The organism is Nonomuraea sp. NPDC046570 (genome assembly GCF_040645915.1).
Lineage (GTDB): Bacteria > Actinomycetota > Actinomycetes > Streptosporangiales > Streptosporangiaceae > Nonomuraea.
Genome location: NZ_JBEYZF010000016.1, coordinates 29,045 through 44,816, shown reverse-complemented (window position 1 = coordinate 44,816; position 15,772 = coordinate 29,045). Strand labels below are relative to the sequence as shown.

Genomic DNA, 15,772 nt, shown 5'->3' with positions numbered 1-15,772 from the left:
GGGAACGGACACCCCGGGCTGTTCGTCTGTACCCATGTCGGCTACGCCAGAGAAGGGACCACATGCGCAGCGCGCTCTTCGGGAACCTGGACGCCCAGGCGGTTCCCGGTAACTTCGTCCTGCAGAACGCCAAGATGCTGCGGGTTCAGCTTCCGCACGAGGTGCTCGCCCGGCAGGGGTCCATGGTGGCCTTCCAGGGGCAGATGGACTTCGACTACGAGGGCGGCGGAGCCGGGAAGTTCCTCAAGAAGATGGTGACCGGCGAAGGCGTGCCGTTGATGCGCGTCCGAGGGCAGGGGCTGCTGTACCTCGCCGACAACGCCGACGACATCCACCTGTTCTATCTGGAGAACGAGGCTCTCACCGTCAACGGGCGCAATCTGCTGGCCTTCGATCCCCAGCTCACCTGGGACATCCAGCGCGTGCAGGGGGCGGGGATCGCGGCGGGCGGACTGTTCAACACCACGGTCAGGGGGACTGGGTGGGTGGCGGTCACCGCGCACGGCGCGCCCGTGCTCCTCGACACCTCGCAACTGCCGACCTTCGCCGACGGCCAGTCCGCGGTGTGCTGGAGCGCCGGGCTGCACGTGGGCGTCAACCGGACGATGAAGGCCGGGGCGTTGATCGGCCGGGGCAGCGGGGAGGCCATGCAACTCTCCTTCCAGGGGCAGGGCTTCGTGCTCATCCAGGCCAGCGAGGGCCCTCCCGTCGTACGCGCGGGCTAGGCTCCGCATCATGTCTTCCCGCACCTCTCCCGTACGGCCGAAGCGGTTGAAAGAGCCGGCAGCCCCCAAGATCCCCGCGTCGCTCACCCCCGCGGAGCCCGCGCTGGAGGATGACGGCACCTACCGCTCGCTGGAGCTCAGAGGCGTCGACCTGTCCTCCGGCGACGTCGAAGGGGCCGACTTCGAGAGCTGCCGGCTCGTCGAGGTGCGGCTGTCGGGGACGCGGATGCGGCGCGGCGGGTTCACCGACGTGGACATGGAGCGCTGCGACCTGTCGAACCTGGCGGCCAGGACGGCCGGGATGCACCGGACCCGGGTGGCCGCGAGCCGGTTGACCGGCATGACCTGGTCGGAGTGCGCCTTCCGGGATGTGCTGTTCGAGTCCTGCCGCGCCGACCTGATCGGGTTCCGGTTCTCGACGTTCAAGAACACGGTGTTCCGCGACTGCGTGCTGCCGGAGGCCAACTTCCAGAACGCCGACCTGCGCGGGGTCCGGTTCGAGCACTGCGACCTCACCAGGGCCCAGTTCTCCGGCGCCCAGATGGAGGGGACCCGGTTCGCCGACTGCACGCTGCCGGGAATCGGTGGCGTGACCAGCTTCCAGGGCGCGATCATCAAGAGCGGGGACGCCCAGGGACTCGTCTACGCGCTGGCGGGCGCGATGGGGATCACCATCGAGGAGTGAGGCATGCGCTTACCCTTCCGGCTGCGCGGAGTCGACGGGACGGTCGACGTCGAGGTCGCCCGTAACGACGACGCCGTCGGCCTCGGCTGCCGGTTTCCGGACGGCGCCCGGGACCTCGCCACCTGTACCGCCGTGATCGAGCACGCCGGTCGTGGATACACCTCGGTGATGGGGTGGGTGCAACTGGTCGAGAGCACCGACGCCGGGAGCGGCTTCGCTCCCGATCCGCTGGGCTTCTATAGGGATTTGGACGTGCCGTACGCGTGGTTCGGGGTGCGGCCGACGCTCTTCGACGCGCCCTCGCGCGATCTGCACGAGGACATGGCCTGGGTGGCGCACAGCTTTCTGTGCTTCTCGCCGACGATGGTCACCCGGGAGGTGTCCGCGATGCTCGGCTTCTCCTGGGGGTTCGACATCCGGTCGGGCCGGGTCACCCTCCGGGACGCGGCGCCGCTGACCGCCGCGAGCTGGGACGGCCACCTCCCGCGGCTGTCCGGCGCCTATTCCGGCTGGCGGTTCACACCCGGATTCCACTAGCCGCTACGCGTACAAGGCGGGGTTCGACTCCCCGCTTGCCAGTGGCGGCCGGACGCGTACCCGAACGTGACTCGACGGCCGCCGGTCACACTCCCTACGGTTGCCGCCGTGGCCATTTTTGAGGAGTACACCGACCCTCGTCTTGTCGCTCTCTACGACACGCTGAATCCGTTCGCCGCCGACACCTCGTTCTATATCGGGCTCGCGACTGAGTTGTCCGCTTCGTCGATCATCGACGCCGGTTGCGGCACCGGCCTGCTGACCTGCGAGCTGGCGCAACGCGGCCACCAGATGACCGGCGTCGACCCGTCGCCCGCCATGCTCGGCGTCGCCCGCCTGCGTCCGGGCGGCGACCTCGTCCAGTGGCTGGAAGGGGACGCGAGCCGGCTGGGGGACCTGGGTGCGGACCTGGCCCTGCTGACCGGCCACGTGGCCCAGGTGATCGTCGACGACGAAGCCTGGCGGCGGACGCTCGCCGCCATCCACAGGTCGTTGCGGCCCGGTGGACGCATCGCGTTCGAAAGCCGCAACCCGCACATGCGCCCCTGGACCACCTGGACGCCGCAGGCCTCCCGCCGGCACATCTACGACGCCACCTTCGGCAGGGTCGAGGTATGGCAGCGGCTGATCGACGTCCAGTACGACCGGGTGCGGTTCGAGATCCACTACCACTTCGCCTCCTCCGGGCAGAAGCTGGTGTCCACCGGTGAGGTGCGGTTCCGCTCCCGGGAGACGCTGACCCGGTCGCTCACCGAGGCCGGATTCCTGGTGGAGCACGTCTACGGCGACTGGGACCGGCTGCCCGCCGACTCGGGCAGCCGGGAGCTGATCTTCATCGCGTCGCGCGGGTGAGGCGGCTCAGAAACCAGGCGGCGGGCTGGGCGAAATCTCCCCCGAATCCGCCAGATGGCGGGTAATGGCCGCCGCGTGGCACTCGATCGATCGGCCGGCGGCGGCTCACGATGGCTACGTGCGCGATGTTCTCGACAGCGGAGGTTTCCTTGACCACGAACCTGCCCTCCTATTCGTCCGTCGGCCCGCCGCCGCCCTTTGACCCGGAGCTGGCCGCGGCGCTTGCCGTACTGGGCCTGCCGTCCGCGTTCACCGCCGACATGATCCCGGCGCTGCGTCAGGGGATTCCGGGGATGGTGCCGCCCACCGACGAGGAGCTCAGCCGGGGTGGCGCGTTCGAGGTGGAGGAGCGCACGGTTCCCGGGCCGTCTGGCGTCTCCCTGCTGATCTGCCGTCCCTCGGGCGTCACCACGCCGCTCGGGGCGATCTACCACACGCACGGCGGCGGGATGATCGTCGGCGACAAGCGCACCGGCATGGCCGAGATGCTCGACTGGGCGCAGGAGTTGCGACTCGTGGTCGTCTCGGTGGAGTATCGGCTGGCGCCCGAGCACCCGCACCCCGCCCCGATCGAAGACTGCTACGCGGGCCTGGTCTGGACTGCCGAGCACGCCGGCGAGCTAGGCATCGACCCGGGCCGGCTGCTGGTCGCCGGTGCCAGCGCGGGTGGCGGGCTGGCCGCCGCGCTGGCCCTGCTGGCCCGTGACCGGGGCGGCCCGGCGCTGATCGGGCAGATGCTGCTGTGCCCCATGCTCGACGACCGCAACGACACCCCCTCCAGCGTGCAGATGGCCGGCCTCGGCGTCTGGGACCGTACCTCGAACGAAACCGGCTGGACGGCGCTGCTCGGCGACGAGCGCGGCGGCCCGGACGTCTCCCCCTACGCCGCGCCCGCCCGCGCCACCGACCTGTCCGGACTGCCGCCCGCGTTCATCGACGTCGGTTCGGCGGAGACCTTCCGTGACGAGGACGTCGCCTACGCCGACCGCATCTGGCAGGCGGGCGGCCGGGCTGAGCTGCATGTATGGCCGGGTGGCTTCCACGGCTTCGACAGGATGGCCCCGCAGGCCGCCGTCTCCCAGGACGCCAGGGCCGCGCGGACGCGCTGGCTGCGGCGCCTGCTCGGAACCTGACCGGGGCTGGCCCGTCACCCCCGCGCCGAGGCAGGATGGCCTGGTGAAAGACCTCGTCGGCCGGCTCACCGCGCTCGACCCCGACGCGGGCGCCGCACTCCGGGCCATCGAGTACTTCGACCGGCTCGTGGAGGCCCGCGCCGGTCTGGAGGCGATCGTCCGCGGCGCGGCGGTGCTGGCCGGCTGCCCGGCGCGGCTGGTCGACGCCGACCGCCGCGTGTACGTACGCGTGCTGGCCGACGGGCGGCGCGAGGACGGTTCCGGTGCGCCGGATGAGAGCTGGCCGAGCGCACCCGTGCCCGGCGGGACGGCGGAGCTGTGGCTGGAACGCGCCGGGCCCGCCGGACCGGTCGACTCCATGGTGCTCGAAAGGGCCGCCGCGGCCGCCCGTGACGTCCTGGACCGCACCCGTGGCCGGGCACCCGCCACCCCGCCGGCCGACGACCCCGCCCTGGTCGAGGTACTGCTCGACGCCTCGGCCCCCGAACCGACCCGGCTCCGGGCCGCCCGCCGCCTGGGACTGCGCGACACCGTCTCAGCCCACGCCGTCGCGCTGGAAGGCGGCCCGGCCAGGATCGAACCTGCCGGATCGCCGGCGTTCCCCGACAGGCGAAACGGATCCACGCGGGATGCACCCGCCCTGTTCGGCGGCAGACGGGCCGGGATCGGACCCGCTGTGCCGATCTTCGACCTGCCGGGATCGTGGCCCGCGGCCCGCGTCGCGCTGCGGCTGGCCGCCGATGGCACCGACCAGGACCCCGGCCCGCGCGTGGTGTACGCCGACGACCTCGGCGGCCTCGCCGTCCTCGCCGCCGCCGTCGGCCCCGCCACCGAGCCCGTCCCCGACGTCCGCGCCCTCGACCACGCCGGTACGGCCGCGCCCTGGATGCTCACCACCCTCCACGCGGTCGCCTTCGCCCCGAGCCTCCGCGCCGCCGCGACGACCCTGACCGTGCACCATTCGACCCTGCAGGACCGGCTCACCCACACCGACCACCTGCTCGGCTGGAACGTCCGCACCCCCCAGGGCCGCCTGCGCCTACAACTCGCCTTCGCCCTCCGCCGCCTGCACCGCCACCTCGAGGTCAGTCCTCCGGACCCCTGACATCACTCAGGGGCAGGCGTTGGCGGTCCAGGTGCACGTCCCGGGCGGGTAGCGCCGCTGGACGAGGATGGCGTTGATCTTGGCGACGAAGGCGTCCATGATCAGCGCCGCGTCCTCCGGGGACTCCGCGGAGATCGGGATCGTCTGCCAGGGGCGCCCGCGGAACAGCAGGCAGGTCTCCCACACGGGAAGCTGGGTGACCGCGACGTCCCCCTCTTCGGGCAGCCGCCCGGGGATCTCCACATCGGGCAGGGTCTCCAGATCCGGTTCCTGGTCCATGTCCTTCTCCTTTTGCCGTCAGAGCGTGAAGACGCGGACGCCGACCTGCGTGCCGCTGGAAACGTCGGTGTCGTGGTTCAGGGAGATGGCGTAGTCGCAGTCGCCCACCGGGGTGACGCCGTCGGCCTGGATCGGGAAGTTGCTGAACTCCACCCATCCGACGCTGGTGTCGCCCTCCGGCCAGGTCAGGGACGCCTCGCCGAGGAACAGTCCGCTCCCCGACGGGTCGGCGACCACGAAGGTGCACGTGTTGCCGTCTCCCCGGTCGTTCTCCGCCGATATCTGGACCGTCAGCGGGACGCCGGGCGTGGACAGCGCCCGCCCGGTCACGGGCGCCGTGTTGCCGACGTTGAACCCGCTGCCCAGCCCGGAGGAGGTGGTGTCGTTGATGGACCTCACCGTCACGTTCCGGGTGATGGCCCCGACGCTCAGAGATGCCATGTCCGGCTCCAATCTTGGACTTGTGCTCCACGACGGAGAATAAGATCCGGGTCCCGCGAGAAATCACGACATTCACGCCGTCGCGCGGTAAAGGTTTGCTGGACGAACTCTGGCCTTTTCCAGGCGGGTACGTCCGCATTCGGAATGCTGGATATGCGATTTTCGGAGGTATCCGCCCAGCCAGTCGACCGGGTGCCGAATGGAGATCGGATGGAGCGTATCCAGGTGGTCGTGCGGGCCCACGACCCCATCTCCCGCGCCGGGGTTCTGAGCCAGCTCAAGCAGCGACCCGAGGTCGAGATCCTGGAGACGGACCGCCCGGAGACGGCCCGCGTCGCGCTGGTGGTCGCCGACACCGTCTGTCCCGACACCCTGGGCGTCCTGCGCACCCTGCGCTGCCACAGTGACCTGCGGCTGGTGGTCGTCGCCGGGTCCGTGGACGACAGCGGGCTGCTCGCCATCGTCGAGATCGGCGTGTCGGGCGTCGTCCGGCGGGCCGAGGCCAGCCCCGACCGGCTCGTCTCGGTGATCAAGTCCGTCACCGCCGGCGCGGGCACCATGCCGCCGGATCTGCTCGGCAGGCTGCTCACCCAGGTCCGCCGGGTTCAGGGCGACCTGCTCACCCCGCGCGGGCTGAACTTCGCCGGTCTGGCCGAGCGGGAGGTCCAGGTGCTGCGCCTGGTCGCGGACGGGTACGACACCGCGGAGATCGCCACCGCCCTGTCCTACTCGCAACGCACGGTGAAGACCGTCCTGCACGACATCACCAGCCGGCTCCATCTCCGCAACCGCGCCCACGCGGTCGCCTACGCCCTACGCAACGGGCTGTTGTGAGCAGGACGGGCGGGATGATCGGCGAGGTCGACGACGCGCTGCGGGAGCTGATCCGCCGGGAGGCGCTGCCCCGCTCCAAGACCGAGGTGTCGCTCGGCGCGCCCGGCCGGGAGGGTGACACCCCGGCGGTGCACCTGCACCTCTATGACATTCGCGAGGACCTGGGCAGGCGCCGGCAGGGCACGGTCAACGAGTACAGCCCGGACGGCACCGTGACCGCCAGGCGTCGCCCGCCGCGCTACATCAGGCTGTCGTACCTGGTGACCGTACTGGCGCGGCAGCCGGAGGAGGAGCACCGGCTGCTGGACGCGATCCTGCGGGCGCTGCTCGCCCGGGACGCCCTCCCCACCGACCGGCTGACGGGCTCGCTGGCGGAACTCGGGCTACCCGTCACGATGGCGGTCGCCCTGCCGCCGCCCGACGACCGCGCCCTGGCGGAGGTGCTGGCCGCCTCCGACGCGGGCCTGCGGCCGTTCGTCAACGTCGTGATCAGCGCCCCGATCATGACCGAGCCCCCGGAGCCCGTGGCACCACCGGTCACGACGCCGCTCGCGGTACGCACCGAAGGACTGGAATGAGCATCACCTGCCCGAACTGCGGCGACATCAACCCGGACGGCACCAGGTTCTGCGTCGAGTGCGGCGAGTACCTCGCCTGGGACAGGAACGACCGGCCGGAGGAGACCCGCCGGCCGCAGGCCGCCGAGCCGCCCCCGCCGGAGCAGCACGCCGAGATCGCCGTCGGGCTGTCCCAGCGGGCCCTTTCCGTCACGCCCGGCCGGCAGGTCTCCGCGACCGTGACCGTGCGCAACAGAGGTACCCGGGTCGAGCAGGTCAAGGTCCTGGTCCAGGGGGACGCGGCGCAGTTCGCCAGCGTGGAGCCGGCCGAGCTTGTGATCCCGCCGGGCGCCACGGCCGAGGGCGCGCTCGTCCTCACCCCGCCGCGCTCCTCATCCGTTCTGGCGGGTACGGCGGGCTTCACCGTGCTGGCCCGCTCCCTGGTCAACGAGGGCGTCTCGGCGGTCGCGGACGGCACCTGCGCCGTCAGCGGATTCGACGACCTCTCAGTCGAGCTGTCCCCGAAGACCGCCCGAGGCCGTTGGCGGACCCGGCACAAGATCGCGCTGATCAGCCGCGGCAATCTGGCCCACCGGACGCGGCTGAACGCCACCGACGCCGAGAACACGCTGCGCTTCTCGCTGCCGGAGGCCGACGTCCTGATCGACCCCGGCCGCACCGAGCTGCCGCTGCGCGTCTCGGCGCGGCCCTCCCTCACCGGGGAGCCTCGGGAGGTCCCCTTCTCCGTGGTGGCGAGCATGGACCACGGGGAGTTGTCGATCCACGCCGAAGGCACCAGGACGATCCTGCCGGTGTTCCCGCCGTGGGCGTTGAAGGCCGTGGTCGCGGTCGTAAGCCTGGCGCTCCTCGCCGTCGTCGCGATCGTCGCGGTCAACGCACTGCGGGAGGAGCCGAAGCAGGCGGCGCCGCCACCGCCCACCCGGGAGCCGTACGCCGCGGGCGACGGCACGCTCAGCGGCGGGTACGCCTCCGTCCAGGCGCCCGGCCTGACCGGCGACTCGAAGATCTTCGTCACCCCCGACCTGACCGGGGCCGCCCTGCCCACGACGGAGACCGGCCAGCCGCGCACCCGCGACCTGCGGCCCGCCGGATCCCTCGGCGTGACCGGCCGGGGCGATGACTCCTTCTCGGTCCAGACGGTCGACGGGTCGGGGGTGGAGGGGATCCGCTTCGGCTACCTCGTGGTGAAGAAGCCGCGCGGGACGATCGGCGGCCTGCCGTACGAGGCGGGGTCGGGGACGATCCCGCCGGGGGAGAACCGGCTGGACGTTCCGGCGGAGACGGCCACCGGCGGATCGGTGATCCTGCTGACCGTGGAGACGACCGAGCCGCTGGACAGCACGATCACCGGCCTCCGGGTGGACGCCAAGAGCGACGGCGCGTTCAGGGTCGCCACCCTCGACCTGGCGCCGGTGCCCAGGGACATCTCGTTCAACTGGCTCGTCATCGACTCCGGCGACCCCTCGCTGGCCGGGGTGAACACGACCACCGCGGTGACCCCGAACGGAGATCCGGTGCGGATCCGCAGCCCGCTGGCGGACGGTTCCGGGATCGTCCTGCTCACCACGGACGCCACGCAGGACGAGCTGTCCGCGGTCGCCATGACCGGCGTGTGCGTGGGGGACCAGGGTGACGGCGCGTTCACCGTGGAGTGGTTCACCGACCGGATCACCTACCTGCCCACGGACTTCGACTACCTCATCGTCCGTAGGAGGGGATGAACCGCCCTTCCGGGCCGTCTGAAGGGTGGTGAACTCCGCCCGTTCCGCGGCATGCCTCGCGCTGGCCCCGGCCGAGGCCCGGTGGCAGCCTCCAGGTGACGACTCGTTTCGGGGGGCGGCAACCCATGGATCACAGAGTTCTCCTCACCTGCGTCTGCGTTGCGGTGACCCTGACCTCCTCACCACCCGAACCTCCTACTTCGGCCGAGCCCAATCCCTCGCCCAAGCCGCCCTACGAGGAGACCACGCCCGAGACGACTCCGGACTCCACACCGACGACGACCCCTCCCACCTCGCACACGCCGACGACGCATTGGCCGACCTGGACCAGGAAGCCCCGCCCGTATCCCGCCCCGCCCCGCACCTCCCCGCGTTCGGGCTGCGACCTCCTTCCGTCGTCGGGGGCCGGCAGCCGTACCACGATGGCCGGGCAGCCCGTGGTCACCGCCCTGTCCGGCATTCCGGAGTTGTCGTCCTTCGTCGCGGCCATCAAGCAGGCGGATCTCACCGCCACCTTCGACTCCTCCCGCGACATCACCGTGTTCGCACCGGTGAACGACGCGTTCGACAAGGTCCCGACGAACAGGCTGGACAAGCTGCTCGACGACCGTGAGGCGCTCGTCGGCTTCCTCGGCTACCACGTGGTCCAAGGCCGCAAGTCCCCGGCGGACCTGGCCGACGCCACGCTCACCACGATGCAGACCGGCACCATCACCACCGAGGCCACCCGCGGCGAGATCACCGTGAACGACGACGCCGAGGTGCTGTGCCCGAACATCCAGACGGCCAACGCGACCGTCTACCTCCTCGACGCCGTCCTGCGTCCGCCCGGCTGACCCAATGCCGGAGCGGCTCTCAGGATGACACTCCGTAGCGGGTGGCGATCGCGGCGGCGCGGTTGCGCAGCGAGTCGCGCAACCACTGCGGGGCCAGGGCTTCCGCGTTCGTGGTGAGCTGCCACAGCGCCCATTCGGCGTGTCTCGGATCTTGGAAGGTCACCTCCAGCCGCAGCCAGCCGTCTGAGTCGGCTTCTTCGGCGAGGACGGCCAGCGCGGTGCCCACCAGGTCCTCCCGCCGCGCCGGGTTCACCCGTACCAGCACGGTGACCTGGTCGCCGCCGGTCCGAAACTGGGTGCTGCGTTCCTGCCAGGCCCGGTCCAGATCGACCCGGTCTGGGCGCTGTGCGGGTTCGGCGAGTTCCTCGGCGGCCAAGACCCGGGACAGCCGGTAGGTGCGGTCCGCGCCAGACCTCGTGGCCAGCAAGTAGCCCCGGTCGCGTACGGTGACCAGGCCGATCGGGTCCACCGTGCGCCACTTCGGGGTCTGGTCCACAGCCGCGTAGTGGATGCGCAGCTTGTGTCCGGCGAGCACCGCGTGCAGGACCTCGACCACGATGGTGTCAGGCGCCTCTTCAGCGACCAGTCGACGCGAGAGGAGGTCGGTCTCCGGGTCGATGAGCAATCGCTCGGCCGCGTCGGCCGCGGTGTCCCGATAGCTTTCGGGTAGCGCGTCAACCACCTTGAGCATCGCCGAAGCGAGCGCCGAGCCGAGGCCGAATGCCTGCGCGCCGCGCCGCGATCCGGCGACCAGCAGGGCAAGGGCCTCGTCGTGGTTCAGTCCGGTGAGCTCGGTCCGGAAACCGGGCAACAACGCGAAACCGCCGTGCCGGCCGCGCTCGGCGTAGACCGGGACGCCGGCTGCGGACAGCGCCTCGATGTCGCGCAGCACGGTGCGGGTGGACACCTCCAGCTCGCGGGCCAGCGCGGTCGCGGACAGCCGACCGTGCTGCCGCAGCAGCAGCACCAGCGAGACCAACCGGTCGGCGCGCATACGAAAACTTTACCGAAAATACACGACACAGGATGTCGTGTATTCGCTGAGAGGCTCATCAACACGACGGAAAAGACGGTGGCTACCGAGCCGCTGGACGTACGTAATCAACGAATCGAATGGAGCTGATGTGGCAATGGAGCGAACGGCAGTCAACCCGTGGGCGTGGTCGGTGGAGATGGGGTACAACCAGGGTGAGATCGTCTCCGGGCACACCCGGACCCTGTACTGCGCCGGGCAGACCGCGATGAGCGGCGACGGCAAGCCCCAGCATACCGATGACATGGCGGCGCAGTTGGCGCTGAGCCTCGACAACCTGGAGGCCGTGCTCGGCGAGGCCGGCATGTCCCTCGCGAACCTCGTCCGGCTCAACGTCTACACCACCGACGCCGATCGGCTCTTCGAGCACTACGGCGTGCTGGCGTCGCGGTTGGGCGCCGCCGGGGTGGCACCGTCCACCACGATGCTCGGGGTCGCACGGCTGGCGATCCCCGACCTGATGGTCGAGCTTGAGGGGACCGCCGTCGCGTGATGCGACCTCGCCGCCTCCGGCAGGGCTGCCGGAGGCGGCACGAGTAGTCGGCTAACCCGCTGCCCGAAGAGGCGACCCGACGACCCTCCGGCTCCGCCCCGACGACCGCCCGATCAGACTGCCCCAGCGGCGGCACACAGGGGAGGACACGACATAGCCACACTGCCAAGGAGGGCCGATGGCCGACTACTCGTCACCGGGTGTCTACATCGAAGAGGTACCCGCCGGGTCCAGACCGATAGAAGGCGTGGGTACGGCTGTCGCCGCCTTCGTTGGATTCGCGCCCACAGGGCCCACCGTGCCGACACTGGTGACGAACTGGAGCCAGTACACCAAGGAGTTCGGGGAGTTCGTCGACGGTTGCCGGCTCGCCCACGCCGTCTACGGGTACTTCCTCAACGGCGGCACCGCCTGCTACGTGGTCCGGATCGGCGCCAACGGCTCCAACGGCGCCACGCCGCCCGCCCCGGAACCGCAGGCGGTACTCGGCCCCTTCCGGATCGTCGCCAAGGAACTGCCCTCAGGAGGCACCGGACGCGGGGAGATCAGCGTCGAGGTCACCGAGGCTCCCCCCGCCGCCGAGGGCGAACAGCCGCCCGAGGACCGGTTCACGCTCACGGTCAAGCGCGGCGGCAAGGTCGAGGAGACCTTCGAGAACGTCTCGATCAAACGCGGCAGGGACAACGTGATCACCACCGTGGCGTCCAAGTCCCGGCTGATCACGGTCGAGGAGGCCGGCACCGAGCTGGCCAAGCCGAACCCGCAGAGCGTCACGTTGAAGGCTCCGCCCGCGCCGGCGATCTCGGGAGAGGGGCTGCCCGCCCAGGTGACCCCGGACGACTACCTCGGGGACGTGGACGAGCGCAGCGGCTTCGGCGGGCTCGAAGCGGTCGACGCGGTGACGATGATCGCGATGCCCGACCTGATGAGCGCCTTCGAACAGGGCACCATCGACGCCGACGGCGTCAAGGCCGTACAGGGTGCCCTCGTCGACCACTGCACGCTGATGGCCGACAGGATGGCGATCCTCGACGTGCCACCGGGGCTGTCCGCGCAGGAAGTGCTGGACTGGCGGGGCGGCCTGGGCGACTTCTCCAGCATGTACGCCACGGTCTACCACCCGTGGATCAAGGTCTTCGACCCGGCGACTTCGGGAATCACGCGCATCCCGCCGAGCGGCCACCTGGCCGGGATCTGGGCGCGCAACGACGCGACCCGCGGAGTGCACAAGGCCCCCGCCAACGAGGTGATCCGCGGCGCGATCGCGCTGGAGACCCAGCTCACCCGCAACGAGCAGGACCTGCTCAACAAGGACGGCGTCAGCGTCAACTGCCTCCGCGTCCTGCCCGGCCGGGGGATCCGCGTCTGGGGGGCGCGCACCCTCTCCGCCGACGCCGAATGGCGCTACCTGAACGTCCGGCGCCTGTTCAACTACCTGGAGGAGTCGATCCTCAACGGCACCCAGTGGGTGGTCTTCGAGCCGAACGACGACGCCCTGTGGGCCAGGATCCGCCGTACCATCGCCGCCTTCCTCGTCGTGGAGTGGCGCAAGGGCGCGCTGTTCGGGCTCACCCCCGAAGAGGCCTTCTACGTCAAGTGCGATCGGGAGACCAACCCGGCCGAGAACATCGGCAACGGCCTGGTCACCTGTGAGATCGGGGTCGCGCCGGTGAAACCGGCCGAGTTCGTCGTCTTCAAGCTGGCCCAGATGGCTAGCGGCACCAGCCTCGTCAGCGAATAACGCAGGAGATCTCCCATGGCACTTCCCGACCTCGACAGCGCGGTCGCCCACTCCTTCGGCCTGGAGGTCGACGGCATCGTCATCAAGCAGATCAGCGAGGTGTCCGGGCTCCGCATGGAGCAGGACGTCATCGAACTGCGGCAGAACACCGCCGACGGCAAGTACGTCATCAAGAAGCTGCCCGGCCGCCCCAAAGCCGGTGAGGTGACGCTCACCCGGGGCCTGACCGCCGACAACAGCTTCGAGAAGTGGGCGAAAGAGGCCCAGTTCGGCCGGATGACCAACGCCCGGAAGGGCGGCGCGATCATCGTCTACGACTTCGAGAACAACCCCATCAAGCGCTACAAGATGATCAACGCCTGGCCGAAGAGCCTGGAGATCAGCGCCATGAAGGCGGGCGACACCAGCGTGCTCACCGAGACCCTGATCGTCACCTACGAGCAGATGGAGGTCGAGTGAGCATGTGGCGATCGACGGCCGTCGCCGAATCCCCCGCCCTGCGTACCGAATTCGCCTTCCGGCTGCCGCGCGGCTACCTCGACGAGTCCGGCACTCTACACCGCGACGGCGTCATGCGCCTGGCCACCGCCCGCGACGAACTCGTCCCGCTACGCGACGACCGGGTACGGGAGAACGCCGCCTACCTCACCGTCGTACTCCTCGGCCGGGTGGTCACCCGCCTGGGCGGCGTCACCGACGTGCACCCCGGCATCATCGAGAACCTCTTCGCCGCCGACCTGGCGTTCCTGCAGGACCTGTACCGCCGAGTCAACAGCGAGGGCCACGCCCGCGCGGCCGTGGACTGCCCCGGCTGCGGGCACGGGTTCGAGGTCGACCTCTCGGGCAGCCGCCTGGGGGAATCGTGACCCAGGCGCCGGACCGTCTCTACGGGGAGATCGCCTACGTCGCGTACCACTTCCACTGGCCCCTCAACGACATCCTCGACCTGGAACACGCCGACCGCCGCCGCTTCATCACCGAGATCACCACCTTCGGCCCCTCACAGGGCGGCCCCCAATGACACGCCCCAGACACACCCCCCACCCCTCTGGCCCCTCCTGGCACTGGACCTCCTGGACCTCCTGGACCTCCTGGGCCTCCCAGCTCCTCCGCCCTTCCATGCCTTCTCAGGCTTCCTGGAACCCGACGCCCACCCCGCACGCCGAGTGGCGCACGCTGCCACCCATCACCCGCATCCTCGCCCCCCACCCCCAGGTGATCCACCCCACCCGCTTCGCCGCAACCCTCACCACCTGGCACAACCCATCCTTCCTCGCCCCCCTCACCCACCAGATCACCCCCGACGCCCCTTCCGGCCTCATCCACAACCTCGCCACCCCAAGCCCTCACTCACCCACCCTCCCCACCCCAGCCCTTCACCCACCCCACCTCGCCACACACCGGCCCCCACCCCCGAACCCCAAGCCGGCAGGCCCCAATCCCACCCGCCCCGAACCACACACCGATCCGGTACGGCAGGCCCCACCACTCCCGCCTGCCGCCACAGAGGAGAAGCCCCCGGGCCACACCCTCGAATCCGTCACCCTTCCCACCCTCGGTACCACCACCACCCTCGACTCCCCCACTGACATCGACTCCTTCACCACCGACACCACTTCCATGGACGCCACCTCAATGAGCACCCCGTCCGTGAGCACCCCGCCCATGGACCCCGCCTCGGTGAGCACTCCGTCCGTGAGGCCCCTGCCCGTGGACGCCACGTCCATGGGCACCGCGATGGGCACCACGTCCATCGAGGCCACCGGAGTAGATGACGCGCCCAGCCAGGTGACCGCCCCTGCCCAGGGTCCCGGCCGCGCCGCCTCAGAAGTCGGGCAAGCCGGAAATGCGCCCAGTGGCCAGGCAGCGCTGCCAGGCGGCACGGCGGCCACCGAAGCCCCGACGACCAGACCCGAGAACGCGACCGGTTCGACCACGTCGAACCCGGGTGTGGCAGAACCTGGCACGTCGACGAATCCGAGCGCGACAAACCACGACGAGGCAAGTTCCGGCGAGTCGGCAAACCCCGGTAAGCCACACCTCGATAGGCCAACATTCCCTGGTCGGGCGCGCCTCGGTGCATCGACACCCCCCGGCGTGACAAACCCCAGCACACCGGCGAACCCCCATGTGACGCCCCTCATCACCTCGACAAATCCCGACGTGACGACCCACGACACCTCAACAAACCCCGACGTGACAACCCACGACACCTCAACGCCCCCGCATGTGGCATGCCGCAGCACGCCAACAAGGCCAGGTGAGACGAGCCCTTACACGCCGGCGAATCCCGACGCGACGACCCTCGGCACGCCAGCGAACCCTGACACGACGGCTCTCGGCACACCGACGAATCCTGATGTCACGCCCCTCGGCACGCTGGCGAACCCGAGTGGAGCGAATCTCAGCACGCCGACAAACCCGAGTGGGGCGGGTCCTGGTGGGGCGGTTTGGGATGTGGTTGAGCGCTCGCCTGGTGAGGGGCTCGGCCATCCGGTCGTGCCGCGACCCGTCGGCGCCCCCTCCCGGCCGCGCCCGCTGGGCCTGGGCGAACCGCTCACCGCCGAGCCTGTACGGCAGTCCCCTCTCGCTCCGACGCCGGACGCAACCGGTGGCGAATCACCCACTCCCGCCGCACCGAAGCGGCCGAGTACCGCCATCGACACACCTGGCACCACCATCGACACGGGAAGCACGCTTGAATCCCCCGGTCAGCGCGTCATCTCCCCGGCGTTCCTCCCACCGGACTCCCCAAGACCAAGCCCCCCTACGCCAGACC

18 protein-coding genes are annotated in these 15,772 nt (G+C 70.4%); 15 read left to right on the top strand and 3 right to left on the bottom strand.

The features are described from left to right. Positions 1-62 precede the first annotated feature (62 nt). The 6 genes from ABZ911_RS24395 (at position 63) to ABZ911_RS24370 (ending at position 5,037) form a co-directional block, all read left to right on the top strand. Positions 63-725 (top strand): AIM24 family protein, encoded by a 663-nt coding sequence (locus ABZ911_RS24395; protein WP_358060009.1) that lies wholly within the window; start codon positions 63-65, stop codon positions 723-725. Between the two features lie 10 nt (positions 726-735). Next, complete coding sequence (locus ABZ911_RS24390) at positions 736-1,410, top strand: pentapeptide repeat-containing protein (RefSeq protein WP_358060006.1); 675 nt, start codon at positions 736-738, stop codon at positions 1,408-1,410. 3 nt (positions 1,411-1,413) lie between these two features. Further along, a complete protein-coding gene (locus tag ABZ911_RS24385; RefSeq protein ID WP_358060003.1) occupies positions 1,414-1,947 on the top strand; it encodes a hypothetical protein in 534 nt (177 codons plus the stop codon). A 108-nt stretch (positions 1,948-2,055) separates the two neighbouring features. Beyond that, a complete protein-coding gene (locus ABZ911_RS24380; protein ID WP_358060000.1) occupies positions 2,056-2,799 on the top strand; it encodes a class I SAM-dependent methyltransferase in 744 nt (247 codons plus the stop codon). A 149-nt stretch (positions 2,800-2,948) separates the two neighbouring features. Further along, on the top strand, positions 2,949-3,932 hold the full coding sequence (locus ABZ911_RS24375; RefSeq protein WP_358059997.1) for an alpha/beta hydrolase: 984 nt from the start codon (positions 2,949-2,951) through the stop codon (positions 3,930-3,932). Between the two features lie 43 nt (positions 3,933-3,975). Next, the gene (locus tag ABZ911_RS24370) at positions 3,976-5,037 is read left to right on the top strand and encodes a helix-turn-helix domain-containing protein (protein WP_358059994.1); all 1,062 of its coding nucleotides are present in this window, start codon (positions 3,976-3,978) and stop codon (positions 5,035-5,037) included. A gap of 6 nt (positions 5,038-5,043) precedes the next feature. On the opposite strand, the gene ABZ911_RS24365 is transcribed toward ABZ911_RS24370, so the two are convergent. Together ABZ911_RS24365 and ABZ911_RS24360 are read right to left on the bottom strand one after the other, a co-directional pair. After that, positions 5,044-5,316 carry a hypothetical protein gene (locus ABZ911_RS24365; RefSeq protein ID WP_358059991.1) on the bottom strand — a complete coding sequence of 91 codons (273 nt, stop codon included), beginning with the start codon at positions 5,314-5,316 and terminating at the stop codon, positions 5,044-5,046. Between the two features lie 18 nt (positions 5,317-5,334). Beyond that, on the bottom strand, positions 5,335-5,757 hold the full coding sequence (locus tag ABZ911_RS24360) for a hypothetical protein (protein WP_358059988.1): 423 nt from the start codon (positions 5,755-5,757) through the stop codon (positions 5,335-5,337). 210 nt (positions 5,758-5,967) lie between these two features. On the opposite strand from ABZ911_RS24360, the gene ABZ911_RS24355 reads away from it, so the two are divergent. From ABZ911_RS24355 to ABZ911_RS24340, 4 genes are all read left to right on the top strand, one after another. After that, entirely contained in the window at positions 5,968-6,591 is a 624-nt protein-coding gene (locus tag ABZ911_RS24355; protein WP_358059985.1) for a response regulator transcription factor, read from the top strand. After that, a complete protein-coding gene (locus tag ABZ911_RS24350) occupies positions 6,588-7,169 on the top strand; it encodes a DUF4255 domain-containing protein (RefSeq protein WP_358059982.1) in 582 nt (193 codons plus the stop codon). Before ABZ911_RS24355 ends, ABZ911_RS24350 begins: the two co-directional genes overlap by 4 nt. Further along, on the top strand, positions 7,166-8,890 hold the full coding sequence (locus tag ABZ911_RS24345; protein ID WP_358059979.1) for a hypothetical protein: 1,725 nt from the start codon (positions 7,166-7,168) through the stop codon (positions 8,888-8,890). The genes ABZ911_RS24350 and ABZ911_RS24345 overlap by 4 nt, the downstream gene beginning before the upstream one ends. A gap of 125 nt (positions 8,891-9,015) precedes the next feature. Then, positions 9,016-9,726 (top strand): fasciclin domain-containing protein, encoded by a 711-nt coding sequence (locus ABZ911_RS24340; protein ID WP_358059976.1) that lies wholly within the window; start codon positions 9,016-9,018, stop codon positions 9,724-9,726. A gap of 19 nt (positions 9,727-9,745) precedes the next feature. On the opposite strand, the gene ABZ911_RS24335 is transcribed toward ABZ911_RS24340, so the two are convergent. Then, a complete protein-coding gene (locus ABZ911_RS24335; protein ID WP_358059973.1) occupies positions 9,746-10,720 on the bottom strand; it encodes a WYL domain-containing protein in 975 nt (324 codons plus the stop codon). A gap of 136 nt (positions 10,721-10,856) precedes the next feature. Between ABZ911_RS24335 and ABZ911_RS24330 the strand changes: the two genes are divergently transcribed. The 5 genes from ABZ911_RS24330 (at position 10,857) to ABZ911_RS24310 (ending at position 14,014) form a co-directional block, all read left to right on the top strand. Further along, positions 10,857-11,252, top strand: coding sequence for a RidA family protein (locus ABZ911_RS24330; protein WP_358059970.1), 396 nt, complete (start codon positions 10,857-10,859; stop codon positions 11,250-11,252). Positions 11,253-11,430: 178 nt separating this feature from the next. After that, positions 11,431-12,993, top strand: coding sequence for a phage tail sheath subtilisin-like domain-containing protein (locus ABZ911_RS24325; protein ID WP_358059968.1), 1,563 nt, complete (start codon positions 11,431-11,433; stop codon positions 12,991-12,993). 15 nt (positions 12,994-13,008) lie between these two features. Further along, the gene (locus tag ABZ911_RS24320) at positions 13,009-13,452 is read left to right on the top strand and encodes a phage tail protein (RefSeq protein WP_358059965.1); all 444 of its coding nucleotides are present in this window, start codon (positions 13,009-13,011) and stop codon (positions 13,450-13,452) included. Next, positions 13,449-13,859: a hypothetical protein gene (locus ABZ911_RS24315; RefSeq protein ID WP_358059962.1), complete on the top strand. Its 411-nt coding sequence runs from the start codon at positions 13,449-13,451 to the stop codon at positions 13,857-13,859. The genes ABZ911_RS24320 and ABZ911_RS24315 overlap by 4 nt, the downstream gene beginning before the upstream one ends. Continuing rightward, positions 13,856-14,014, top strand: a complete 159-nt coding sequence (locus ABZ911_RS24310) for a DUF6760 family protein (protein WP_358059959.1) — start codon at positions 13,856-13,858, stop codon at positions 14,012-14,014. The genes ABZ911_RS24315 and ABZ911_RS24310 overlap by 4 nt, the downstream gene beginning before the upstream one ends. Positions 14,015-15,772 lie beyond the last annotated feature (1,758 nt).